Here is a 23,053-nt window from a genome sequence, read left to right as displayed (position 1 = left end):
GATTGCCAACATGATTCTGCAGAACAAAGTTGTAGTCATTTCAGGGATAGGTCCAGGTCTTGGCGTAAAACTGGCCATAGAGGCTGCTCGTGCAGGCGCGTGCGGCGTGGTATTGGCAGCGCGTGGTATCGCCAAACTCGATGATGCTCAAGCCCGCATCGAAGCGTTGCAACTGCCTTGTGAAGTACTCAAAGTGCCGACCGATATTCTCGATCCCAACCAATGTCGCCACCTTGTAGAACAGACGGTGGCGCGCTTTGGACGGCTGGATTGCCTGATCAACAGCGCCTACAACCCCGGGAATGTGATGGGTAACTTGCAAGACGGCGGCACTGAAGGCTGGCAAGAGATTTTCCAGACCAATGTCTTCGGTACGATGAACCTGGCGCTGGAGGCTGCCAAGCAGATGAAACTCCAGGGTGGCGGTGCGATGGTCATGATCAACTCAATGGTGACCCGCAAACCTCTTATTGGTCAGGGTGGCTACGCCGCGTCGAAAGGGGCATTGGCTACCGCGGTGAAATACCTGGCCCAGGAATATGCGCCGTTCGGTGTGCGGGTCAACACTGCGGCCATGGGCTGGATGTGGGGCACACCGGTTGAACAGTACATGCAGCACGTCGAGCAAGAACAAGGCATCAGCGTGCAAGAGCAGATTTCTGCGGCATCGCTCAATATTCCCATGGGGCATATCCCGACCGACGATGACTGCGCCAAGGGTGCGCTGTTTTTGGTATCCGATTACGCCAAGGCCGTCACTGGCGCCTGGCTCGACATCAATGGCGGCGAGTTCATGGCGCCCTGAATCACTGGAGTTGAACGCATGAGTAAGGCTGAAAATATTGTCACATCCGTGGTAGTCGAGATCGACGCGCCAGCCGAACTGGTCTGGGAGATTCTGGTGGATCTGCAGCAATACCACCTATGGAACCCCTTCACCGTTGCGGTCGAGTCAAGCTTGCAACTGGGCGCTCCGGTCAATCTCTACATCCCGGACCCTGCCAAACCCGGGGCGCGTTTTTGCGTGGTGGAGCACCTGGTTGCGTACGAGCCCAACCAATTGCTGTCCTGGGAGCAACGACCGACTGCGGACTCCAAGGATGCTGCCCGTCGCGACCAGTACATCGAAAGCCTGGGCGCCGAACGTTGCCGGTATTTCACCACCGACATTTTCCTGGGGCTCAATGCTGACAACATCATGCAGACCTTCGGGCCTTGGGTGAAACAGAATTTCGATGCCGTGGCCAATGGCCTGAAACAGCACGCCGAAGCACTGCATGCCGCCGGCAAATCGGATAACCGTTGAGGATTTTCGGATGAGTGTGATTTATGCCTTCAATGGTGATGCAGATGGGCTCTGTGCGCTCCAGCAATTGCGCCTTGCCGATCCGCAGGAAGCGCAACTGATAACGGGGGTCAAACGCGACATCAAACTGCTGGAGCGAGTCCAGGCCGGCGTCGGTGACGAGGTGATTGCATTAGACATTTCCCTGGATACCAATCGTGCAGGTCTGACCAGGCTGCTCGACAACGGTGCTCGCGTTCGGTACTTCGATCACCACTTCGCGGGTGAACAACCAGACCATGAACGTTTTACATCACACATCGACACAGCGGGCGACGTATGCACCAGCATTTTGGTCGACCGTCATCTGGAAGGCACTTATCGCGCATGGGCCATCACGGCTGCATTCGGTGATAGCCTGCCAAAGGTAGCCAACGCAATGGCGATTACGGCCGGCTTCGACGCCTCCGCTCGAGCAACCCTGAAAAAGCTAGGCATCTACCTGAACTACAACGCCTACGGCGAGAGCATCGAAGACTTGCACTTCGATCCTGCATTGCTGGCTCAAGAGATGCGCCCCTATAGTGATCCACTTGATTTCGTCCACAACTCAAAGGCATTTGCAGCATTAAGCGCCGGTTATGAGGCCGATATGGAGCAAGCCCGTCAGCTGCAGCCAGTGCGGCAGGGGCCGACGACGTCGATTGTCATGCTACCGGACGCAGCCTGGGCTCGTCGGGCAATTGGCGTGTTGGCCAACGAGCTGATGCTGGCTCAACCTGGGCACGCCATCGCCATTCTGTCGCCAAAATCCAAAGGCGGTTTCACTGTTAGCGTCCGGGTACCCGCCAATAGCAACCTGGGTGCTGATGAGTTCTGTAGAGAGTTCCCCACGGGTGGAGGTCGACGCGGGGCGGCCGGCATCAACGATTTACCACACGTTGAGTTCGATCGCTTTGCCGACCTTTTCCAAACACGCTTCACGGCCTCTTGAGAGGCCGTTTTTCTATCGACTGATCCGGCTCAATCGTTGTTGGGTGTAATACTGCCCAACAGCAGACGCACCAGAGCTGTTTGACGGGTAACCCCAGTCTTGGAAAAAATCGAGCGTAGATGCGCTCGCGCCGTGTTCTTGCGAATATTGAGATCATCCGCTGCCTCTTCCAGCGTCATACCATCAGCCAGCAACAACGCCAGAGCCGCTTCGGCCGGGGTCAATTCGAACAGCGACTGAATCACGTCCGGCGAAGCCTGGGATTTGTGCTCTGGATCGCGTAAAAACACCATAACCGCTGGCCGATGTCGTCCTTCCGACCACTCGCTCAGAGGTACCGAGCGTATTGCCACGCCATATTTGGCCAATCCCGATGGTCGAGTGATCGACATCGCTTGCGGAAGATTGGTGGCGTTTTCCAGTGCCTGCCGGATAAATTGTTGAAGAGCGCGATTTTCAGTCGAATACTTGGCCTCCAGCGTCCCGTTCGACATGTGGATACCGTCATGCGCCCGAAGAATTTCATCGGCCACTTTGTTGGTTTTCATGATGGTTCCGGTCTCATCGAACACCACAGTACCCAGCATCATGCGATCCACAGCACCGGCATACAGGCGGCGTTCCGACTCAATATGATCCAGTCGGGAGTGAAGCTCAATGGAGCGTTTCAGATGTGGCAACAGAGCCTCGCACACCGCACGATCCCGATCGGAAAACGGCTGCGACGCATGGCTGCGACAGACACGGAAACGGCACTCGGAACCATCTTTGGTATAGATATCGAACCCCAACAGATAACGTATATCGTAGGGCTCGACAAACTGCTTATAGAAGTCGCTGGTATGCCAATCGCCGGCACCGATCATTTCCTCCACCGTCAGGACCTTGTCTGGCGGTAAGCCTACAAAGGGATCAAGCGTAAAAGCGGTACGGCTGGAAAATTTGCCTTGCTCCATGAACGGGCCTTTGGGGCCGGCATTGATAATCAACGCATCATTTCTTTCCGAGGCAGGACGCAAGATCAATGTGACCCAATTTGCGTCCAGAAGATCGCGCAAAAAATTGAGTGAACTCGCCCAAGGCAAGGTCTCCAGGGGACCTTCATAAATTAGCGAAATTAGCTCATTGAACTTTGCCGGGGCCATACGGCTGCGTGAAAAAACGTCTAGGCTGGCAGCCCCATCTTGTTGTTCGCTCATGTCGGCAGGTTCACAGGTGGGATGACTAACATCGCTGCGCGATACAGGTTCAGGCCAAACGAGTCTCATGCTTTTCTCCCGCTTATTTTTATTGTGGAGCTCAACACTTCCGGTGATGACGCAACGTCAAGATTTATTTCTTACGATCCTACCTCATCAAATCCTACAAAGTCTGCGGAATGCTAATTGAAATTTAGGCGTCCTGTGCGGTGGGGCAATCGTTCATTTGGACGATGTCGGTGCTCATCCGCCTAAATCGCTAGAAAACCGGCAAAGAACTCGCCGGCTAGTCTCATCGGACGATGAAATCCAGAGGGGGGACTCCGTAGGCTAGGGTCATCACCGCTGGAGTTAGTACCCATGAAGCTCAATGCCCTCTTACTACCCGTCGCAAACCTGGAATCAACCTTGTGCCTGCTTCAGGACGTCCTGGGCCTGACGCTGAAATTTCGTGATGCAAACCGCTACGCTGCGTTCGAATCTGCCCCTTTGAGTCTCACTCTTGCCAGCGACGCCGAACGCATCATTGATAAACCAGCGTTGGTCATCCAGGTCGAGCGAGATATCGAGGTTGTCGTTGATCGCCTGATTGCAGCCGACATCCTGGTCGTGCGCCCGATCGAGAAAGGCCCCCATGAGTGGCGCGCCGTCCTCGAACCGCTCAATAGCGCCTTTCAGTTGGTCATCACGCAAAAACTGGCCAATTGAACCGAGACCTCCTCCGCGCCCATCACTTTTGACAAAAACAAGATCCGTGAGGCCCACCATGAACGCTAAAACCCAGTTCGATCCCCGCGAATTTCGCAACGCTCTAGGCACCTTCACCACCGGCGTCACCATCATTACCGCCAGCGCGCCGGATGGCACCCCGGTCGGCATCACCGCCAATAGCTTCAATTCAGTCTCACTCGATCCACCGATGGTGCTGTGGAGTCTGGCCAAGAGTTCTCGCAATCTGGAGGCTTTCGAAGCCAGCGAATTCTGGGCTGTGCACATTCTCTCGGCCGAACAGGAAGCCCTGTCGAACCGTTTCGCCAAAAGTGGTGAAGACAAGTTCAGCGGCGTCGATATAGACCTCGGACTCGGCGGCGTGCCTCTGCTTAACGGCTGTTGCACCCGCATGCAGTGCAAGACTTCCTTTATGTATGAAGGCGGCGATCACATTATTTTCGTCGGTGAAGTGATTGAGTTCGACCACCAACCTGTTGCGCCATTGGTGTTTCAGGCAGGGAAATACGCCGTCGCCACCCGTAAAAGCGCAACCTTGTCGATGGCGCCCGGAGCCGATGTGGACTCAAGCTTCAGCGAGGATTTCATTGGCTACCTGCTCGCACGTGCACACTTCCAGTTCTACAGCCAGATCCGTCAACACGCGCTGAGTTATGGCCTGAACGACACCGAGTACTTTTTCCTGAGTGTGCTCAGCGTGAAAGACGGGCGAAGCCTGGAAAAACTCAACAGTCTGTTCTCGTACACCGGCTTCGAGGCCAACGAGCAAGTTTTGCAAGGCCTGCGCGACAAGGGCTTCGTGCGACTCGATGGCACTACCTGCTACCTCACAGAAGTAGGCCGCGACTCAACCTTGCGCATTATCGCTGCGGCCAAGGCTCTGGAGGCGGACGTACTCGACCGCTTCGGCTATTGGGAAACCGTCTCACTGAAAAACCTGCTCAAACAGCTGATTATTCAAACCGACCCAGGCCTTGCCCACCCTTGGGATGACGGTACTGAAGTTAAATAACTTCAAGAAATGGATGCCTTGAATGCACCTTTTTTTCAAGCTGACGGCGCCTCGGCGCCGGGCTGTCGCCGGCCTACTGCTGCCGTTCGCTGGCATGGCGCTTGCCGAAATACCCGCGAACGACCAATGGCCTCATTACGGTCGAACGCAGTCTGGTACACGCTTTGTGCCGGCCACACAGATCGGACCGCAAAACGTGCAAAATCTGCAAGTCGCCTGGACGTACCGTACCGGCGACCTGGCAACGCAGGACGCCAAGAACTTACCGGCATTTGAAGCCACACCGCTGAAAGTCGATGACAGTCTGTATTTTTGCACACCGCACAACACCATCATCGCCCTTGATGCCGACAGCGGCAAAGAGCGCTGGCGGTTCGACCCGCAGAGCAATACCTCAGGACATTATCTAGTGACCTGCCGAGGCGTGGCTTACCACGCCGATGCTCCCGACAATCGCGCCAATGATTCTCCTTTGGCCTGTCCGAAGCGAATTCTGGCGGCCACGCTGGATGGACGATTGCTGGCGCTGAATGCCCAAACCGGTAAACCTTGCACCCATTTCGGCGTCAATGGCACCGTGTCACTACTTGAACACCTAGGTAGCGTCAAGCCAGGTTTTTATAGCGTCACCTCTCCCCCCACCGTAGTGGGGGACAGCGTGATGGTCGGCGGTCTGGTGCTTGATAACCAGTCAACCGATGTACCGAGCGGAGTGGTCCGGGCTTTTGATGTCCGTACAGGCAAGCCGCTCTGGTCTTGGGACTCTGGCGCCATCGAGGCCGATCAGAGTGCAAATACATACACCCGAGGCTCGGCCAATGCCTGGTCGGTGTTCAGTGCAGACCCACAACTGGGTTTGGTCTACATCCCGACCGGCAACCGTTCGCCTGACTATTTCGGTGGAGAGCGCAGTCCGAGCGAAGAACGCTACAGCAGTTCGGTCGTCGCACTGGAAGTGAGCACTGGTAAGGTCCGCTGGGCGTTTCAGACCGTTCATCATGACTTGTGGGACTATGACGTGGCTTCCCAGCCGGTATTGACAGAGTTCAACGGGACTCCCGCACTCATCCAGAGCACCAAGACCGGCCAGCTGTTTGTCCTCGACCGTCGCACGGGTACCCCGCTCAGCAACGTGAGTGAGCGCCCGGTACCCGGCGGCCCTGCACCCGGCGACCAAGCTTCACCCACTCAGCCGTTCTCGAGCGACATGCCGTCCCTGCATCCCACCGTGCTGACGGAAGAGGATATCTGGGGGTTGACACCCATCGACCGCCATTTGTGCCTGCGCGAGTTCCGTCGCTACCGCCACGAAGGCATCTTCACTCCGCCATCATTGCAAGGTACCGTGAATTACCCCAGCAACCTGGGCGCCAGCAGTTGGGGCAGCGTTGCAGTGGACGAGCAGCGTCAGATCCTGATCGCCAACACCAACCGAATCGCCTCCATCGTCAAGCTCATCCCCCGCGACGAGTCCGATCGACAGGAAAAAGCCGGTGTGGCCCAGTACAACCCGTCATACGGCACACCGTACGCAGTGCAGAACACTCCTTTCCTTTCTGCGTTAGGCATCCCTTGCACGCCACCACCGTGGGGGGTGTTGACGGCCATTGATCTGAAAACCAAACAACGGCTGTGGGAGATCCCCCTGGGCACGACCCAAGACAACGCCCCGCTCGGTATAGCCCTCAAACTAGGAATGCCGAATCAGGGCGGGTCGATAGTCACGGCCAGCGGCCTGGTTTTCATTGGTGCAACCACCGACAACTATTTGCGTGCCTTTGAGACTAAAACAGGCAAAGAACTCTGGAAGGCCCGCCTTCCCGCGGGTGGCCAGGCCACGCCGATGAGCTACGTCTCATCACATGATGGACGCCAGTACGTGATCATTGCCGCTGGCGGGCATGCCCATATGGGAACCACTTTGGGCGATTACATAATCGCCTACGCGCTACCAAAACCAGAACCTTCGAGCGAGTAGTCCATTTGGACGATTCCAGGACAAACGCGCCCACGTAGCCTGTAGATGGAGCAATTTCCAATCGATACAGGATAGACCGGGCGCTCCACCAAAAACCTTCACGATTGCGTTTGCAGACTGGAGTCAGCATGAAAACAAAAATAAGAATTGAGAACATGTTCGTCGTTTTGCTATCGATCACTGCAGTGGCGATGACGTTGACGGTCCTCGAATCGCGGATAAACCCTCACCCCAACAACTACGCGATGTGCAATTACACCGCCCCAGGCCCAGGTCAGCTCTGTGTTGCGCCCTCACAAATCAATTTGACAAGTATTTTTCGTTGATCGTCTGGCATTGAATGAATCACAAGTTCTGGCTCGATACGATCCATCATCCAGCAAATGCCCTTTCACATAATGAAGGGGCACCTGCCCAATAACACAACAGCTCCAGCCCGTTGATGTCTTTCAATCCAATAAACAGGCAGTGCAATCGGCATCGACCTGCTTATTGATCCGCGCTTGGCCTCCCGCATTTCTCAGCGATCTCGACTGTCATCCATATGGATAGAAGGCCTATTCGACAGCAACGGCGAGAGTGGGCCGCCCAGCGGGGTGTCCCGTCCTGCCGTTGGCTGATAATCCCACCAACATAATCCCGGCTTCAAAGTCCCGACGGATCAGTTTGAGCGCTCGCCTATCTTCGACGTCACGCTCCATATAGGCCATCAAGAGGTAGTGACTTACCCGATCAATGAACCTCTACAGATTAAGCTCCCAGGCACCAACGGTGACCCGCCACCACGTGGGCGCGGGTCTTTTTCGATAGATCGATGAACGCTTCTGCCCAGACGAAAACCATAGTTGTAGTCCGAGAACAGAGCATCGAAGATCGGCGTGAGCTGTTGCAGCAGTGCCTGGTGAATCAGACGAACCAAGACGTTGGGAGCGCCTAAATGTCAGCTTCCGCCTTTGGGTTTTAGAATTCGACAGCGCGTACACCTTGCCGATGGTACTCGCCAGCCAGGTAGTCGAGCCTTGAGGATCGACCAGTACTGTTTCGTAGGCCGCCAACTCGACGTCATGCCATCGGCACCCGGCGTCTCTTGTTGCTGACTACGCTCTGATAGCGGACTTTCACCCCAAGTCACCAGCGCGGCCACCACAGCCAAGCTGGTAGTACTTGCGCGCAATACTTGACGCACAAGCAAAAAAAGGCTCCCCATTAGCTGGAGAGCCTTATCTGTTACCACTGGACAACCTCTGGTGTTTTAGCGCCCTGCCCCGCGCAACATATCAGGAGAGAATTGCTCTTCCTTGAGGCTGCCGTCATCCACCAACGTGACAGGTTTCTGCTCGGTCGTCAGGCGATCGGCAATATAAGATCCCGATACCAGGTCGTGATACACAGCCACATGCGGCCAAACGGTTTGAGCATCAAAGGCATACACCGTGTGGTTCATAACTGTGCGCCAGAATTGCCCTCGGGCATCGTAGTTGTCACCCATCAGTGGCAACCAGGTATCTTCATCGATGTACATGACTCGCTTGGGATACAGATGTCGGAAACCAGGTTTTAGCTCGGCTTCAACGACCCAGACCCGATGCAATTCGAATCGCGTGTACTCCGGACTGATATGCCCTTTGTTCTTCAGCAAGTCCGCATATTTGAGTTTCGGGTCGAGCAATTTATACGTGTTGTAAGGAACATAGATCTCGCGCTTGCCGACCAGCTTCCAATTGTAACGTTCGGGAGAACCATTGAAGATCTGTCCCTCGTCCAATGTGGTGTATCCCCCGGGGCCGGGCTGGTCGAATCCGTAGTTAGGCAACTGGCGGACACGGCGAGTGCCCGGGCTGTACTGCCAAACATCAAGAAAATCCGATTTGTAGTTATAGGGAACCCGGGCATACGTAAGGGTTCCTTTGTCGCGCTGAGGCACGAGCTTCTCGCCATAACTCCAGGCCGCTGATCCCGTCGTTTCCACTCGATTCTTGGGGTCGGCCTTGCTGAGTACGATTTTGTGAAACTCACGCGCCCAGGAAATTCCGCCACTCGGGTTCACAACCGCCGTATCGAATGTTCCCACCTCTCGAGGAGACGCCGCGGGCACCGTCATGTTCCATACCAGTTCCAGGCCGCTTTTTGGAATAGGAAATGGAGAACTGCCATTAGTTGCCTTTATACCCAACCCGTCGTCAACAAGTTCGGCCGTAACAGCATTCTTTTTCGAGACATCACAAATCCATTGCGGATAAGCCCAGTCTCTATGCGTTTTATAGACAGGGAGATTGAAGGTGTCCGGGTATTTTTTTAGCAGCGCTTTTTGACCATCGGTCAATTTGGCCGCGTACTGCTCCATGTTGCTGGCTGTGATGACATAAAGCGGTTTTTCATCCGCATAAGGGTCGGTGTAGGGTGTGCCAGTCCCTGCATAAGCAAGGCCTGAAGGTTTGCCAAGCCACTTGCCTGAGTACTCAGGAATCGTACCCTCAGCGTTTCCGGCCTTCTCAGCACCCTGGCAGGTCAGTTGATTGCCTAGCTTGGCTGCCTCTTCAGCAGAGACCTTGGCCCACGCTGGTACGCTGACAAGACAGGTCATCGTCAGGGTACAAGCGGCTGCACCTGCATAGTATTTACTGAACATTTTTATACCCTCTTATACCGTTCAGAAACTGTATTTTGCGTTAAGCGTGACAAAGTCCCGATCAGCCAGCTGACTCGGATCATTGACATCACCGAAGAACATATTGTATTTAACGCCGATTTCTAGATTATCCAGATAAATCAAACTGGAGCCGACACTTAGACGTTTGTCACCCTCATTAAGAAGACCACTGCTTTGTATGACTCCGCTGCCTTTCACCCCTTGGTTCCAAGCTATCGGAACGGTCATGTCCCAACCGTCGAAGACACCCAGATATCGGTTGATATAGGCAAACGAATAACCCCAACCTGTACGAGTAGAAGACGCAAGGCTAGTATTTTTGGTACTCGCCCCATACGGATTACTATCAAGATCAAGCAATTTCTGGCTTATAACTTCCGCCAGCACGATCACTTGATCAGACATAAAGTTAGGTCCGAACGATCCATATATATTGGCTTGTGCTTGCACCGCATCACCGCGGACTTGTTGCGGCAAACCAGCTGTATTTACTTGAACTGGTAACCCTTGATAGTAGCCGACCTCCCCGCCCAGACTGTAATCCCCCAAGCGCGTGGAAATACTCATGGCGGTGGCTTTGATATCTTCAAAGTATTTCACATGGTATGAGCTGCCAGAAGGATCGAAAACGACAGAAGGTGTTTTGGCGTGGTAGTTAATATGATAGAGGCCAAGTTCCGTCGAAGGTGTCACTCGATACCGAGTGCCAATGCCCCACTGGCCGGAATCACGTGCATCATCCGTTGACGTGCGCGGAATGGCGACACCGGGCGCGAAAAACAGCTTCTCCGAACCCGGACCAATGACATCGGTGGAGAACAGATAGTCGCCCGTCGGCGACAACTCTGTCGGACGGAAACGGAACTGCGAATACCCCACCAGAGACCAGTCCTGAGTGATATTCCACTGACTGGAGAGAGCCTCTGCACCTAGCAGAACATCCTTGGTTTCAACCCCCGGGATGTTACTCTTTGAGGCATCTGCGCCGTTCTGTCCGCCCGAGATGCCCGGGAAAAACACGTTTTCACCCCAAGCAACCAAATGTTTGCCCAGTTTCGCACTGAGTTTACTTTCGCCCCCCAGGTCCCAGGCCCCATAAGTATAAGCATCAAGCATGACGGTGCGGCTGCCGTCCCACTTGCGAGTCTCTGAACTGAACTCGTCGGCGTCGCCATCATGGTTCAACGTGCTTTGCGACTTATTATCAGTTGATCCTTTATAGACTGCGTCATAGAAAGTACTACCACGCAAGAACAACCCATAATTGTCCTTATGCAGATCGGACTCGATCAATAAACTTAGGCGATTGGTGGTCAGACTTCCTCGATCGAAATTTCGATCGGAATCGTCTGCGTTAAGCTGATTAAGAATTCTCCTGGACTGTTTCTCCGCGCGAACTCCGATACCGTAGTTGGCCGTCAGCGTGTAATCCATGCTCGCGCCATTGTCAAAATTGATTGTTTCACCCGCAAAACAGCTAATATTTGGCAAGGCCAGAGTAACGAATGCTGCCGACATCGGCACCCGGGCCAGTTTGCCGAGAACCCTTGGTGAAATCTTCATTTTGCTGCGTCCTCTTATTGTTGTTGATCGCAACGCGCGGTATCTACCTACTGCGAGTAGTCCCTCCTACTCTCCAGTAACCTAAGTTTTGACGCTCTCTCGAGCATCGTCTATTTGGACTACTCCTGAAAAGTAAAAAAACGTTCGATCGGCTAGTCCATATGGACGAGGTATAACAGAGCAATAACCGACAATTTAATAATGGGATAATATTAACTTGGCTGATGCTATTGCAGGCGCGCTAACGAAGTTCATAACTTTAGAATAATAAGGAACATACAGATGCTACGTGTTGCCTCTCGCGCCTGCGCCAACCTGGCTGTAGGTAAAAAGCTGATTCTTGGATTTGGTATGGTGCTTGGATTGACGTTAACCGTCGCCATCACCGGTTTATATGCAGTCAACGCTATCATTCAGAGGCACACACGGGCGGTGTTGCTTACTCAAGTCAATACCCAAATTTTGCAAACACGCCAAGCTGAAAAAGACTTCGCTCTGACTCGGAATGCGGAATCGGTGCGGGAGGTAAACGCTCGCCTTGACAAGGCGACCCTTCACATCAACAACCTGAACGCAGCGGGTCCAGCGGATCCGAATCTAAAAAAAATGACGGATGCTGTTGTCATTTACCGGCAACAATTCCAAGACTACGTTGAGCAAGTGGCCAAGGCTCAAACGGCGCGTAACGTCATATCAGAAGATGCCTATGATGCACGCCGGCAGTTCGAAGTCATTGAACAAGACATGTATAACGCCGCCCGCGACGAAAAATTGGCCAAAGACATGCTGCGTGGCGGTGACCCTCTGTCTTTGGCCGAGAGTGCCTCAAAATTGAGCAAGTACATGCTCGACCTGCGCAGCAATGAAAGCCTCTATATCATCGATGGGACACAAGAGGCCTTGGACACCTGGGGACAGGTCAACGATGAGCTTCAAGCTCAAGCACGTAACCTCTCGGTATGGCTGGGTGAGGAGCAGATGCACGCACTCAACGGCGCTCTGGAAGCGCTGTTTCGCTATCAGCAAACCTTCGAGAACTACCGTCAGGCACGTCTGGATAGCAAGGCCATAGAAGCCAGGCTGATTGAACGGGCACAGACGGTCACAGCGCTGAGCGAAGAGGCTGTGGCAACAGAAGAACAAGCCATGCGTAGCGATAGCCAGCAAGTCTTTGTATTACTTGGCGCAATGACGGCCTTTGCAATTGCGCTAGGTATCTGCGCCACGGTGATCATTTCCAGGCTGATTGTGACTCCCCTATTGCAAACGGTCGCGTTCGCCCAGAAAGTCGCCGCGGGCGATCTGCGACACAACCTTAAAGTTGAGCGTACCGATGAACTTGGACAGCTGTTGACGGCCATGCAAGACATGATGCTCAGCCTAAGGCATCTGATCGGGAAAATCGGTACAGGCGTAGGTCAGATCGCCAGTGCATCCGAAGCGCTTTCAAGCATCACCGCGCAGACACGTGAGGGGGTGTTGATCCAGAAAACCGAAACCGAGCACGCCGCCGCAGCCATCCAGCAGATGAGCATCACCGTTCAAGAGGTCGCCAGCAACGCCGAAAACGCCTCTCGAGCGGCCCATGAGGCCGATGAAGAGGCGCGTCAGGGTGATCGGGTCGTGCGCGAAGCCGTCGCACATATTGATCATTTGTCCACAGGAATCGAACACTCCGCTCAGGCCGTCCAGGAGCTGCACCAGGAAAGCGCCCGGATCAATACAGTGCTGGAAGTCATCCGAAGTGTTGCCGAACAAACCAACCTGCTGGCGTTGAATGCCGCGATTGAAGCCGCCCGGGCCGGCGATCAGGGCCGAGGATTTGCGGTGGTGGCGGACGAGGTTCGCGCGCTGGCCAGGCGCACCCAGAGCTCGACGCAAGAGATCGAAATATTGATCACCACTCTGCAGCGGATGGCGCAGCAGGCAGTCGTGGAAATGGAAAGCAGCCGCAAACTGACGCAAAGCACCGTCAACCTCGCCGATCAGGCCAGCTCGGCCCTGGGACGCATTACCCAGTCGGTCTCCATCATCAAACAGATGAATCAACAGATCGCGGCCTCAGGCGAGGAGCAAACCGCGGCTGCCGAATCTATCAGCACCTGCATGGTCCAGGTACGTGACATTGGGGAGAAAAGCGCGTCTACGAGCGAAAAGACCGCTCAATCGAGCGCTCATCTCGCAGGCTTGGGTGGGGAACTTCAAGAATTGCTGAAACAATTCCAAATCTGAGACCCGGCAGGCTTCCTGGGGTACCGTTGGCTTGGCGTATTACCCGTGCGAGACGTTACCCAACTAGGTACTACTGCGCTGCGCCAGCAATCAATTTCTGAGCCAGTTGCCAAGCGTGTTGGCGCAGTTCAGGGACCGCCGTCGCCTCCCAATAGTCGGCCTTCAGCATCGGGCCTACGTAGCTCAACCATGAAAGAGGTCGACCCTCTCGATCTTTCACCGCAAGACTGGAATCAACATGCAAACCCATTCCATCAGGATCGATACTGATCAGGTCATCTGCTTGCAACTGTTTGATCAACCGGTCATCGACACGTCGCAGGTCTGAGTTCGGCCCGGTGCAATTAATCAGTTGGGCCACCTTGATGTAGGTGAGCTCATTACTCCCGCGCAGCTGAATACCTATACGTAACCCATGTTCACATGATTCAAGCGTTTTGATACGTCCCGCCATAGGCTTGAGTCGACCCTCAGCCACAGCCGATTGAAATGCTTGAAAAGCGCCCGGAGCCACCCGATGACGATGGACGTCCCAATACGCCTGGGCATGACGAAGAAAACGTCTGCGCTCAATGACCGGAAGACGCGCCCACAGCGTTACCGTATGAGGGCGCAACATTACAAACACATCACGCCAATTGACGCCAGCCGCCTCCCCCAAACGAACCTGACGCCGAATCTCTTGCATATAGCAACGTACCGTCGCGGGTCCTTCAAGCATTCTCTGGACCAGCTCATCACTCGCTTGAGTATTCACCGGGCCCGCACGATGCGGCAGCGGCAACAGCCCTCGGCGTGACAACAAATAGATGGGCGCGTGAGGTGTTTGACGCTCAAGACTCAGGGCAACATCCATTGCCGTCAGACCGCTGCCCAACAAAAGCACGGGTTGATGGGCAACGTTTGATACCAGTCCCTCGGCAGCCCACGGATCGCGTTGATAACGACCAGCGTCCAGGTCCGTGTCGACTCCTTTGGGGTCAAGTGGCGCAAAGTGCCCGAATGCCAGGACCACATGCGCGGCTTCGATCAACCGACCATCGGCCAACTCGACCTGAGCCCCCTGCTGGCAGGGTCGTAACGCCAAGGCTTCTCCAGCCAGACAAGTCAATGTACTTCCCGAGCGACATTGCCCTTGGGCACTGTTCAGCAGCGCAGCCAGATAATCGCCGTAACGCTTGCGCGAGACGAAATCCGCAGCGCCGATCGAGGGATCATATGCCTGGCAGTAGCGCAGAAAATCTTGCGGATCATCGGCTAGCGCACTCATGTTTCCTGCCGGTACGTTTAACCGATGATGCGGGCTATTGGTTCCATAGGCGATACCCCTGGCCATGCCTGCAGTGCGGTTGACCATCACGATATGCAGGCCGACCGGACTCTGGCGCAGTAGTTGAACCGCCGTCGCCGTGCCGCTGAAACCCGCGCCAATGATCACGATAGTCTTCATGGAAGGGCTCCACGGTGGTGATCGAACATGATCGTTACAATGAATCGGGGCAACTGACTTGAGTCTTGCTCAGCGTCCCTGAGATTCTACGAACAGTCGACTGATACGGCAGGAATGGAGCTGCCAACGCCCGTCTACACGTCGATATTCGTCGTGGTAGTGGCCATAACCCTGCAGGAACCTCAGCGGCGAGTCCGACTCTTCAGACCAGTGCAAAACATCTTCCATCGCCCAGATACCAACCGCCGAATCCTGGCTGATTATCTCGATTTCAGGCATATGCCCATGGTGCATCGTGGTCACTCCGGCCAATGCCTCACGCAAAAACGCGATGATATTCGCTCGGCCCTCGGACAAGGCCTTGGGGTCGTGCTGGAGGCCGCTCGCATCGCGCATGTCGAAGCGTGCGTCTTGCGTAAACAAATCAGCGAGTGCCAACCAGTCCTGGCTATCAACACACCGGAAATAGCTGGCTTTCAGGCGCTTGATCAGCTCAATGGACAACAATTCGTCCAAGGTATCCACTATGTTCATCGCGGCTCCTCCGGATCGGCGTACACAGGCTTGGTGAAATCGTCGAGCAAGGCTTCTTTGATGATCAACGGGTTCACGTACTCGCGCCAGTACACGATCTTGTCGTCAACAAACCGGAAAATACTCAGATAGAAATTCGAATACGGTTTGTTGGTGGGATGGTAAAAAGTGTGGGAGCTGTATTCGGCGATCAGCGTATTGGGATCGAGCAAATCATGCATCGATTCGATCTCATACGCATAAGGGTCAAAAGGCGCCGTGCCCCGCTCGATCAGTGTACGTAATGCGCGATTACCAACCAGGCTCGAGGGCATGTTCGGCACCGGGCGATAAGGCCATTCCTGAAGCATATCCGGTGCAAGGCAAGCCTCGAACTCGTCAAATTCCTTTCGTCCAAGGTGACCCAGCATGCGTACAAACAACGCTTTATTTTTATCGCGAACGGCTTGATCGCTTGAAGGCGAGATGTTCATCGTTCAACTCCAAAATATTGGTAAAAAACTCAGAGCGCGCGGCCGACGGCGTTGCCCGTACGGATCGCTCCCTCGATATAACCCAGCTCCTGAGCATCGCCGATGCAGTGCACCTGAGCACACTCGGCTTCGAGGCTCCTGGACAATTTTTCTCCACTCGGTTTTGCGCCCAGCGCCATGATGACGGTATCGGCCTTACGTGATTGCACTTGCCCGGTGGCCGTTCGGTAGACCACCCGATCAGCCTTGATCTCAAGCAGATCGCTGGACGACAGAAGCGTTACTTTCAGCTTGCGAAGGGTGTCCATCAGGCGCCAGCGGCGAACCATCATCAGCTCTTTACCGAAGCTGACGCCTGGCTCGATAATTGTGACCTTGCGTCCACGCTCGGCGAGGAACTCGGCCAGTTCGACACCCACCAGCCCGCCGCCGTAAATCACCACATGTTTGCCAAGCGGTAGCCAGTACTCGCTCATATGGCTGATGGTTGCCGCGTTTTTGAGAAAGCCCAGGGTCCTGCCGGTAGTGATCAGCAAGCGAACGTACGCTGGCAGCTTGCGGGCGAGTTCAGGACCGTACTGGCCGGTCACCATGGAGCGCATTTCATCGCCGCTGAATACGTGGGGAAATTTGGATCCGGGTAAATCGATCAAGCTGCGCGTGGCGCCTGTCGCGACCACCACAGCATCCGGTCGCATCTGCCTGACCAACTCAGGGGTGACGGTGCAGTTCAAATGCACCGACACTTTGAGTTCGATCATCTGCCGGGCAAGGTACTCAATGAGTTTGCCGTTTTCCGGATAGACAATGGACGAGAAAAACACGGTTCCGCCAAGACGCTTGGAGGCCTCATACAGGTGTACGTCGTGACCTCGCAACGCTGCGACTCGCGCTACTTCCATGCCTGCCGGGCCGCCGCCAACCACCAGTATTCGCTTTGGCGCGCCCTCAAGGGGCATGATGGGTGCGGTATTTTCATAGCCGGTCTGCGCATTGACCGCGCAGCGCACATTGGTCCCCAGAAATATCTGGCTGATGCAGGTGTAGCAATAGATACAGGGGCGAACCAATTCTGGACGATTGATGGCGAGTTTATTCGGTAACTCAGGATCGGCCAGGAGCTTGCGCGCCATGGTGACAAAATCCAGCTTGCCTTCGCCGATCAACCGATCACCGACTTCCGGTTCGATGCGCCCGGGGCAAATCACGGGAATGTTGACCGCCGCCTTGATTGCCTCGGCATTTTTTAAGAAGTAGCCGGGAAAATGCGTGGCATGGCCTTCGGTGAAACTGATGCCCTTACTTTTATCTGCGTTCGCCGTCACATGGATCGCATCGGCGCCAGCCTGCTCTCCAAGCCGGGCTACCGAGATTGCATCTTCGAGGGTGATACCGTCATCCATCAGGAACTCTTGAGAATCGAGACGGAACCACACCGGATACTCTGCGCCCACGGTACTCTTGATCCGCTTGATGACCTCGATCAACAGCCGTGCGCGGTTTTCCAATGAGCCGCCCCAGCGGTCATCGCGCTTGTTACTCGTAGGAGACAAAAAACCGGACAGCAAGTAGCCATGCCCTGCGTGGATCTCGACACCATCCATACCCGCAGCCTTGGCTCGACGCGCGGCCTGGGCGAAACAGTCGATTACCCATTCCAGATCTTCTTCGGTGGCCACCTGATGGCTGATCACCACACCGGGTTTGAAAAAGGCCTCGAACATCTCCTTGTTTTCTTCCGGGGTTAAATCCACAGGCCAGTCAAACGCCTTATCTGTCGGAATCGACGGCACCAGCAACGGCAAACCGCGCAACGGCTCATTCACCGAAATGGCCCCGGCATGTTGCAGCTGCATGGCGATTTTTCCGCCATATGCATGCACCGCGTCGGCCACTGCCTTGAGCCCTGGAATGAAGTGGTCCTCGGAGATCGCCACCTGCATTTGATTACCCGAGCCGCGCGGCCAAGCCACACCCGTGGAGCCCATGATGACCATTGCTGCGCCGCCTTTGGCACGCGCTTCGTAATAACGCACGATGCGCTCGCCACAGAAGCCTTCAGGCTCTGCCAGGTTCGATCCCATCGGCGACATGATGATCCGGTTGCGCAGGGCCATGGATCCGATCGACCCTGGAGACATGAGATGGCTAAAGCCACTGGACATACTGATGGACTCCATTTTTTTATAATTCTGTTCGGCTATCGCGGATGGATGTCTGTTCAGGACATGGTCTGCCCGCCATCGATGGAGAAGTCGATACCGGTGACGTAGCGCGCTTCATCAGAGGCCAGGTAAGCGACAGCGGCAGCGATTTCCTCGGGCTCGGCAATGGCTGACAGCGGGTACAGCTTGGCCATCAATTTCTGATCGATATCTTCCGGGAACTGGATCGTGGTATGGATGTTGGTGTTCACCCCACCCGGACAAATCGCATTCGCCCGCACACCATCAGCGGCAAACTCGACAGCGATACTTGTGGTCAACGCAACCACGGCAGCCTTGGAGGCACAATAGGCTGCCAGATAAGCCTGGCCTTGTTTAGCCGAAGCCGAAGCCATATTGACGATATTGCCTTTACTGGCAATCAGGGCCGGAATTGCCGCCTGAGAAATGGCGAACACACTGTCCAGGTTGATAGTTAGCATCCGCCGCCATTGGGTGTCGGTCATCTGTGTGAAATGCCAACCCCCGGCAATGCCGGCAATGTTGCACAGCACATCGAGGCGACCGAAATGTGCCACCGCCAGTGCGACCATATCCCGGCAGCTTTGCATGTCGGTCGCGTCAAAGGTAAAGCAGGCGACCTCGGTCCCATGAGCTTCTCGCAGCTGTGCGGCGACAGACTCAAGGCCCGCTGAATTAATGTCTGCCAGCAGCAGTTTTGCGCCCTCTTGTGCCAGGCGCACTGCACTGGCACGACCAATACCGGAGGCTGCACCGGTCACCAGCGCTACTTTCCCGTTGAAACGTTGCATGTCTTGCTCCTCATTTTATTGTTATGGCCAGCTTGCAGCCCTGTATCCCTGACCCGTCCGGGCTGGATCAATCGATGACCGAATAACCACCGTCGACCACCAAGGTATGACCGGTGATGTAACTGGCCGAAGGCGAACAGAGGAACATGATCGGCTCAGCCATTTCCTGCGGCGTAGCCCAACGTCCCAAGGGAGTTTTGTCACTAACCACCTTGGCCCAATAAGGATTGTCCGCGTAGGTCGCTGTCATGCTGGTCGGCACCGAGCCTGCGGCAATCGCGTTGACCCGGATATTCTCCTTCGCCCAGGCCACCGCCAGGGTTTTCGTCAGTTGCACGACCCCGGCCTTCGCTGCGCCATAACCTGGCAGATGCGGACTGCCAAAATAGGACATCATCGAGGCGATATTGATGATGCTGGCGCCCCCTGCAAGCACGCTTTTGGTCAGCGTGTGACGCAACGCTGCGCTCAACTCGTAGACTGCATTCAGATTGACTTGAACGGCCTCGGCAAAATCAGCGTCGGGCATGATATGCCCTGCGTTATTGATCAGGATGTCGACAGACTTGACCGAACCTGCAAAGTCCGCAATTGAGCCTTTGTTATCCAGCTGCAGGCAGTGGTAATCAAGACCACTCAGATCCACGTCCGGATACTCATCAGGCGCCGCACGTTGACCGGTAACAGTAACCCTTGCACCGGCAGCCAGAAACGACCTGGCGGTTGCCAGACCGATGCCGCTGGTACCGCCGGTGACGATGACATTCAACTGACTAAAGTCGAAGACGATTCCGCTCATCCACAATTCTCCATCTGCGTGATCGACACTGCCCAAATAAGTCCGAAGACTTATCCGGGCAGCTTCAGGCTCGACGCACTCAGGTCAGGATGCCCATGGTGCGTAGGTGTTCGACAATACGCTCCGCCGCATCTTCGGGCGATAGCGAGGTGGTATCGATACGCAACTCAGGATTCTCGGGTGCTTCATACGGCGAGTCGATACCGGTGAAGTTCTTCAGATCGCCACGCCGTGCTTTTTTGTACAACCCTTTCGGATCACGCTCTTCGGCCACTCCCAACGGCGTGTCGACGAACACTTCACAGAACTCGCCTTCCTGCATCAGGCCGCGGGCCATATCACGTTCGGTACGGAACGGTGAGATGAACGAAACCAAGGTGATCAAACCGGCATCAAGCATCAGCTTCGAGACTTCGGCGACTCGACGGATATTCTCCACTCGATCCGCTTCGGTGAAACCAAGATCTTTGTTCAAACCGTGACGCACGTTGTCGCCGTCCAGCAGATACGTGTGGCGACCCAATGCATGCAGGCGTTTTTCCACGAAGTTGGCGATGGTCGACTTGCCGGCACCGGACAAGCCGGTAAACCAGACGACCGCGGGACGCTGCCCTTTAAGTTTCGCATGCGCGGCTTTGTTGACCTCGATGGCCTGCCAGTGAATATTCTGCGAACGGCGCAAGGCGAAGTGCAACATCCCCGCTGCGACCGTCGTGTTGCTGGCCCGATCGATGATGATGAAGCTACCCATGTCACGGTTTTCGGTGTAGGGGTCAAACGCCACGGCCTGATCCAGGCTGAGGTTGCACACACCGATTTCATTGAGTTCCAGGGTCTTGGCCGCCAAGTGTTCAAGGGTGTTTACATTGACCTTGTACTTGGGCGCGGCAATGGTCATGGTCACGGTCTTGGCGCCGATTTTCATCAGGTACTGACGCCCAGGCACCAATGCCTCATCACTCATCCAGACCAGATTGGCTTCAAACTGATCCGCTACCGATGCCGGTGCATCGACCGTAACAATGGCATCGCCACGGCTGATATCGACCTCATCCGCCAAGGTCAAGGTGATCGACTGTCCCGCTACAGCAACCGGTAGGTCACCGGTATAAGTGACGATACGTTTGACCGTACTCTCGCGCCCGGATGGCAGGACACGAACCCGGTCGCCCGGCTTGATCGCACCGCCGAGGATACGCCCCGAAAAACCACGGAAATCCAGGTTCGGACGGTTAACCCATTGCACGGGCATACGGAAAGGACCACGAATCAACAGATCATTGTCGATCTCGACGGTTTCCAGGTACTCCATCAGTGTCGGGCCGTCGTACCAAGGCGTATTAGGGCTCTTGTCGATGATGTTGTCGCCCTTGAGCGCCGACATCGGAATGGCCTGGAACTGTTCGATACCAATCTGCTGCGCGAATGTGCGGTACTCAGCGACGATCTCGTCGTATCGCGCTTTTGAATAATCGACCATGTCGAGTTTATTGATTGCCAGCACCACATGCCGGATACCGATCAGCGAAACCAGATAGCTGTGGCGACGGCTTTGAGTCAGCACACCACGGCGGGCGTCGATCAGGATGACCGCCACATCGGCGGTCGAAGCACCGGTCACCATGTTGCGGGTGTATTGCTCGTGACCCGGGGTATCGGCGACGATGAATTTGCGGCGGTCGGTGGAGAAAAACCGGTAAGCCACGTCAATGGTGATGCCCTGCTCGCGCTCGGCGGCCAAGCCGTCGACCAACAATGCGAAGTCCAGATCACCCCCTTGGGTACCGACTTTCTTGGAATCAGCTTCCAGTGCAGAAAGTTGGTCTTCAAACAGCATCTTCGATTCATAAAGCAACCGGCCGATCAGGGTACTTTTCCCGTCATCGACACTGCCGCAGGTAATGAAACGCAGCAAACTCTTGTGCTGGTGGGCGTGCAGATACTGTTCGATATCCTCGCCAATCAAATCGGAAACGTGTGCCATTAGAAGTACCCCTCTTGTTTTTTCTTCTCCATCGAGCCGCTTGAGTCATGGTCGATCATGCGACCCTGGCGCTCGGAGGTTTTAGCCAGGAGCATTTCCTGAATAATTTCCGGCAACGTCGAAGCAGTACTCTCGACAGCGCCGGTCAGGGGGTAGCAACCCAAGGTGCGGAAGCGCACACTTTTCATCATCGGCGTTTCGCCTGGAAGCAACGGCATGCGCTCGTCATCGACCATGATCAGCGTACCGTCGCGCTCGACAACAGGACGCTCTTTGGCGAAGTACAGCGGTACCAGCTCGATGTTTTCCAGATAGATGTATTGCCAGATATCCAGTTCGGTCCAGTTCGACAGAGGGAATACCCGAATGCTCTCGCCCTTGTTTTTGCGAGAGTTGTACAACCGCCAGAGCTCTGGTCGCTGCATTTTCGGATCCCAGCGATGCTGGGCCGAGCGGAACGAGAAGATGCGCTCCTTGGCGCGTGATTTCTCTTCATCGCGGCGTGCGCCACCGAACGCCGCATCAAAGCCGTACTTGTCCAGCGCCTGCTTGAGACCTTGGGTTTTCCAGATGTCGGTGTGCAGCGAAGAGCCGTGATCAAAAGGATTGATGTTCTTCTCCACCCCTTCCGGATTGATATGCACCAACAGGTCCATGCCCAGCCTTTGCGCGGTCTTGTCGCGGAACTCGATCATCTCGCGGAACTTCCACGTGGTGTCCACGTGAAGGAATTGGAACGGAGGTTTGGAAGGATAAAAAGCCTTCATTGCCAAATGCAGCATCACCGAACTGTCTTTGCCGATGGAGTACATCATCACCGGGTTTTCACTGTCCGATACCGCTTCACGCATGATATCGATGCTTTCGGCTTCGAGACGCTGCAAGTGAGTCAGTGTTGCGCTTGGGAGCACACGCGCTTGCGAATGCTCGGCCAATGGTTCTCTATTTTCGACGTTCATGCCCGAGCTCTCTCCTGGCTGATTTCTACTCACACCAATCCCCGTAACGACCGCTTGAGCGGCTCGTCGGCGACAGGCCTTTGAATTGAAATTACGGCAATGGAGCGCGTCATCCATCGTCCGTCCGGACTACTTTTGAGCGAGATTGCACCGGGTAGGCAGCGATAGGTTGAACGCTGTTTTGTTAGTCCAAGCGGACGATGGCCGAACAATACAAAAGGAGGATCTTCGACGC

18 protein-coding genes and 2 pseudogenes are annotated in these 23,053 nt (G+C 55.1%); 8 read left to right on the top strand and 12 right to left on the bottom strand.

The annotated features are described in order from the left end of the window. The first annotated feature begins 10 nt into the window (after positions 1-10). The 3 genes from ACMXYI_RS21545 to ACMXYI_RS21535 are packed head-to-tail and all read left to right on the top strand — an operon-like array spanning position 11 to position 2,279. Positions 11-805 (top strand): SDR family oxidoreductase, encoded by a 795-nt coding sequence (locus ACMXYI_RS21545; RefSeq protein WP_415768971.1) that lies wholly within the window; start codon positions 11-13, stop codon positions 803-805. An 18-nt stretch (positions 806-823) separates the two neighbouring features. Continuing rightward, entirely contained in the window at positions 824-1,306 is a 483-nt protein-coding gene (locus ACMXYI_RS21540; RefSeq protein ID WP_415768970.1) for an SRPBCC domain-containing protein, read from the top strand. 10 nt (positions 1,307-1,316) lie between these two features. After that, a complete protein-coding gene (locus ACMXYI_RS21535; RefSeq protein ID WP_415768969.1) occupies positions 1,317-2,279 on the top strand; it encodes an acetyltransferase in 963 nt (320 codons plus the stop codon). 29 nt (positions 2,280-2,308) lie between these two features. On the opposite strand, the gene ACMXYI_RS21530 is transcribed toward ACMXYI_RS21535, so the two are convergent. After that, complete coding sequence (locus ACMXYI_RS21530) at positions 2,309-3,547, bottom strand: helix-turn-helix transcriptional regulator (protein ID WP_415768968.1); 1,239 nt, start codon at positions 3,545-3,547, stop codon at positions 2,309-2,311. A gap of 291 nt (positions 3,548-3,838) precedes the next feature. Between ACMXYI_RS21530 and ACMXYI_RS21525 the strand changes: the two genes are divergently transcribed. From ACMXYI_RS21525 to ACMXYI_RS21515, 3 genes are read left to right on the top strand one after another with little or no spacing between them, the layout of a single operon-like run. Next, entirely contained in the window at positions 3,839-4,186 is a 348-nt protein-coding gene (locus ACMXYI_RS21525; RefSeq protein ID WP_415768967.1) for a VOC family protein, read from the top strand. A gap of 58 nt (positions 4,187-4,244) precedes the next feature. Then, positions 4,245-5,219 carry a flavin reductase gene (locus tag ACMXYI_RS21520; RefSeq protein WP_415768966.1) on the top strand — a complete coding sequence of 325 codons (975 nt, stop codon included), beginning with the start codon at positions 4,245-4,247 and terminating at the stop codon, positions 5,217-5,219. A 22-nt stretch (positions 5,220-5,241) separates the two neighbouring features. After that, positions 5,242-7,197 carry a pyrroloquinoline quinone-dependent dehydrogenase gene (locus ACMXYI_RS21515; RefSeq protein WP_415768965.1) on the top strand — a complete coding sequence of 652 codons (1,956 nt, stop codon included), beginning with the start codon at positions 5,242-5,244 and terminating at the stop codon, positions 7,195-7,197. A gap of 559 nt (positions 7,198-7,756) precedes the next feature. On the opposite strand, the pseudogene ACMXYI_RS21510 reads toward ACMXYI_RS21515, so the two are convergent. The 3 genes and pseudogenes from ACMXYI_RS21510 to ACMXYI_RS21500 all read right to left on the bottom strand — a co-directional run. Beyond that, positions 7,757-8,307 (bottom strand): annotated as a pseudogene (locus ACMXYI_RS21510) (reverse transcriptase domain-containing protein); the annotation flags it as partial. Between the two features lie 142 nt (positions 8,308-8,449). Continuing rightward, positions 8,450-9,826 carry a DUF1329 domain-containing protein gene (locus ACMXYI_RS21505; protein WP_415768964.1) on the bottom strand — a complete coding sequence of 459 codons (1,377 nt, stop codon included), beginning with the start codon at positions 9,824-9,826 and terminating at the stop codon, positions 8,450-8,452. Positions 9,827-9,847: 21 nt separating this feature from the next. Beyond that, positions 9,848-11,410 carry a DUF1302 domain-containing protein gene (locus tag ACMXYI_RS21500; protein WP_415768963.1) on the bottom strand — a complete coding sequence of 521 codons (1,563 nt, stop codon included), beginning with the start codon at positions 11,408-11,410 and terminating at the stop codon, positions 9,848-9,850. Positions 11,411-11,692: 282 nt separating this feature from the next. Here ACMXYI_RS21500 and ACMXYI_RS21495 point away from each other — a divergent pair. Both ACMXYI_RS21495 and ACMXYI_RS21490 read left to right on the top strand, forming a co-directional pair. Next, positions 11,693-12,784 (top strand): annotated as a pseudogene (locus ACMXYI_RS21495) (HAMP domain-containing protein); the annotation flags it as partial. Further along, positions 12,770-13,642 carry a methyl-accepting chemotaxis protein gene (locus ACMXYI_RS21490; RefSeq protein ID WP_415773944.1) on the top strand — a complete coding sequence of 291 codons (873 nt, stop codon included), beginning with the start codon at positions 12,770-12,772 and terminating at the stop codon, positions 13,640-13,642. The pseudogene ACMXYI_RS21495 and the gene ACMXYI_RS21490, both read left to right, overlap by 15 nt. A gap of 70 nt (positions 13,643-13,712) precedes the next feature. Here ACMXYI_RS21490 and ACMXYI_RS21485 read toward each other — a convergent pair whose 3' ends face one another. The 8 genes from ACMXYI_RS21485 to cysD form a co-directional block, all read right to left on the bottom strand. Beyond that, positions 13,713-15,092: an FAD/NAD(P)-binding protein gene (locus ACMXYI_RS21485; protein ID WP_415768962.1), complete on the bottom strand. Its 1,380-nt coding sequence runs from the start codon at positions 15,090-15,092 to the stop codon at positions 13,713-13,715. Positions 15,093-15,161: 69 nt separating this feature from the next. After that, the gene (locus ACMXYI_RS21480) at positions 15,162-15,626 is read right to left on the bottom strand and encodes a nuclear transport factor 2 family protein (RefSeq protein ID WP_415768961.1); all 465 of its coding nucleotides are present in this window, start codon (positions 15,624-15,626) and stop codon (positions 15,162-15,164) included. Continuing rightward, positions 15,623-16,099 (bottom strand): nuclear transport factor 2 family protein, encoded by a 477-nt coding sequence (locus tag ACMXYI_RS21475; protein ID WP_415768960.1) that lies wholly within the window; start codon positions 16,097-16,099, stop codon positions 15,623-15,625. Before ACMXYI_RS21475 ends, ACMXYI_RS21480 begins: the two co-directional genes overlap by 4 nt. Positions 16,100-16,128: 29 nt before the next feature. Continuing rightward, on the bottom strand, positions 16,129-18,240 hold the full coding sequence (locus tag ACMXYI_RS21470; RefSeq protein WP_415773943.1) for an FAD-dependent oxidoreductase: 2,112 nt from the start codon (positions 18,238-18,240) through the stop codon (positions 16,129-16,131). 80 nt (positions 18,241-18,320) lie between these two features. Further along, the gene (locus ACMXYI_RS21465) at positions 18,321-19,076 is read right to left on the bottom strand and encodes an SDR family NAD(P)-dependent oxidoreductase (protein WP_415768959.1); all 756 of its coding nucleotides are present in this window, start codon (positions 19,074-19,076) and stop codon (positions 18,321-18,323) included. 67 nt (positions 19,077-19,143) lie between these two features. Further along, positions 19,144-19,875, bottom strand: coding sequence for an SDR family NAD(P)-dependent oxidoreductase (locus ACMXYI_RS21460; protein ID WP_415768958.1), 732 nt, complete (start codon positions 19,873-19,875; stop codon positions 19,144-19,146). A gap of 79 nt (positions 19,876-19,954) precedes the next feature. After that, positions 19,955-21,859 carry a sulfate adenylyltransferase subunit CysN gene (gene cysN / locus ACMXYI_RS21455; RefSeq protein WP_415768957.1) on the bottom strand — a complete coding sequence of 635 codons (1,905 nt, stop codon included), beginning with the start codon at positions 21,857-21,859 and terminating at the stop codon, positions 19,955-19,957. Beyond that, complete coding sequence (cysD, locus tag ACMXYI_RS21450; RefSeq protein ID WP_218473626.1) at positions 21,859-22,818, bottom strand: sulfate adenylyltransferase subunit CysD; 960 nt, start codon at positions 22,816-22,818, stop codon at positions 21,859-21,861. The genes cysN and cysD overlap by 1 nt, the downstream gene beginning before the upstream one ends. Between the last annotated feature and the right edge of the window lie 235 nt (positions 22,819-23,053).

It is taken from the genome of Pseudomonas lyxosi, from assembly GCF_047758685.1.
Classification (GTDB): Bacteria; Pseudomonadota; Gammaproteobacteria; order Pseudomonadales; family Pseudomonadaceae; genus Aquipseudomonas; species Aquipseudomonas lyxosi.
The sequence above is the reverse complement of the archived record's forward strand: the minus strand, read 5'-3'. Positions and strand labels throughout refer to the sequence as shown.

Excerpts from the sequence above, each read along its gene's own strand:
- ACMXYI_RS21515 (WP_415768965.1), top strand. The coding sequence starts at position 5,242 with ATGCACCTTTTTTTCAAGCTGACGGCGCCTCGGCGCCGGGCTGTCGCC.
- ACMXYI_RS21525 (WP_415768967.1), top strand. The coding sequence starts at position 3,839 with ATGAAGCTCAATGCCCTCTTACTACCCGTCGCAAACCTGGAATCAACC.
- ACMXYI_RS21485 (WP_415768962.1), bottom strand. The coding sequence starts at position 15,092 with ATGAAGACTATCGTGATCATTGGCGCGGGTTTCAGCGGCACGGCGACG.
- ACMXYI_RS21505 (WP_415768964.1), bottom strand. The coding sequence starts at position 9,826 with ATGTTCAGTAAATACTATGCAGGTGCAGCCGCTTGTACCCTGACGATG.
- ACMXYI_RS21535 (WP_415768969.1), top strand. The coding sequence starts at position 1,317 with ATGAGTGTGATTTATGCCTTCAATGGTGATGCAGATGGGCTCTGTGCG.
- cysD (WP_218473626.1), bottom strand. The coding sequence starts at position 22,818 with ATGAACGTCGAAAATAGAGAACCATTGGCCGAGCATTCGCAAGCGCGT.
- ACMXYI_RS21545 (WP_415768971.1), top strand. The coding sequence starts at position 11 with ATGATTCTGCAGAACAAAGTTGTAGTCATTTCAGGGATAGGTCCAGGT.
- ACMXYI_RS21480 (WP_415768961.1), bottom strand. The coding sequence starts at position 15,626 with ATGAACATAGTGGATACCTTGGACGAATTGTTGTCCATTGAGCTGATC.
- ACMXYI_RS21465 (WP_415768959.1), bottom strand. The coding sequence starts at position 19,076 with ATGCAACGTTTCAACGGGAAAGTAGCGCTGGTGACCGGTGCAGCCTCC.
- ACMXYI_RS21490 (WP_415773944.1), top strand. The coding sequence starts at position 12,770 with ATGCAAGACATGATGCTCAGCCTAAGGCATCTGATCGGGAAAATCGGT.
- ACMXYI_RS21470 (WP_415773943.1), bottom strand. The coding sequence starts at position 18,240 with ATGTCTCCAGGGTCGATCGGATCCATGGCCCTGCGCAACCGGATCATC.
- ACMXYI_RS21500 (WP_415768963.1), bottom strand. The coding sequence starts at position 11,410 with ATGAAGATTTCACCAAGGGTTCTCGGCAAACTGGCCCGGGTGCCGATG.
- ACMXYI_RS21540 (WP_415768970.1), top strand. The coding sequence starts at position 824 with ATGAGTAAGGCTGAAAATATTGTCACATCCGTGGTAGTCGAGATCGAC.
- ACMXYI_RS21460 (WP_415768958.1), bottom strand. The coding sequence starts at position 19,875 with ATGAGCGGAATCGTCTTCGACTTTAGTCAGTTGAATGTCATCGTCACC.
- ACMXYI_RS21530 (WP_415768968.1), bottom strand. The coding sequence starts at position 3,547 with ATGAGACTCGTTTGGCCTGAACCTGTATCGCGCAGCGATGTTAGTCAT.
- ACMXYI_RS21475 (WP_415768960.1), bottom strand. The coding sequence starts at position 16,099 with ATGAACATCTCGCCTTCAAGCGATCAAGCCGTTCGCGATAAAAATAAA.
- ACMXYI_RS21520 (WP_415768966.1), top strand. The coding sequence starts at position 4,245 with ATGAACGCTAAAACCCAGTTCGATCCCCGCGAATTTCGCAACGCTCTA.
- cysN (WP_415768957.1), bottom strand. The coding sequence starts at position 21,859 with ATGGCACACGTTTCCGATTTGATTGGCGAGGATATCGAACAGTATCTG.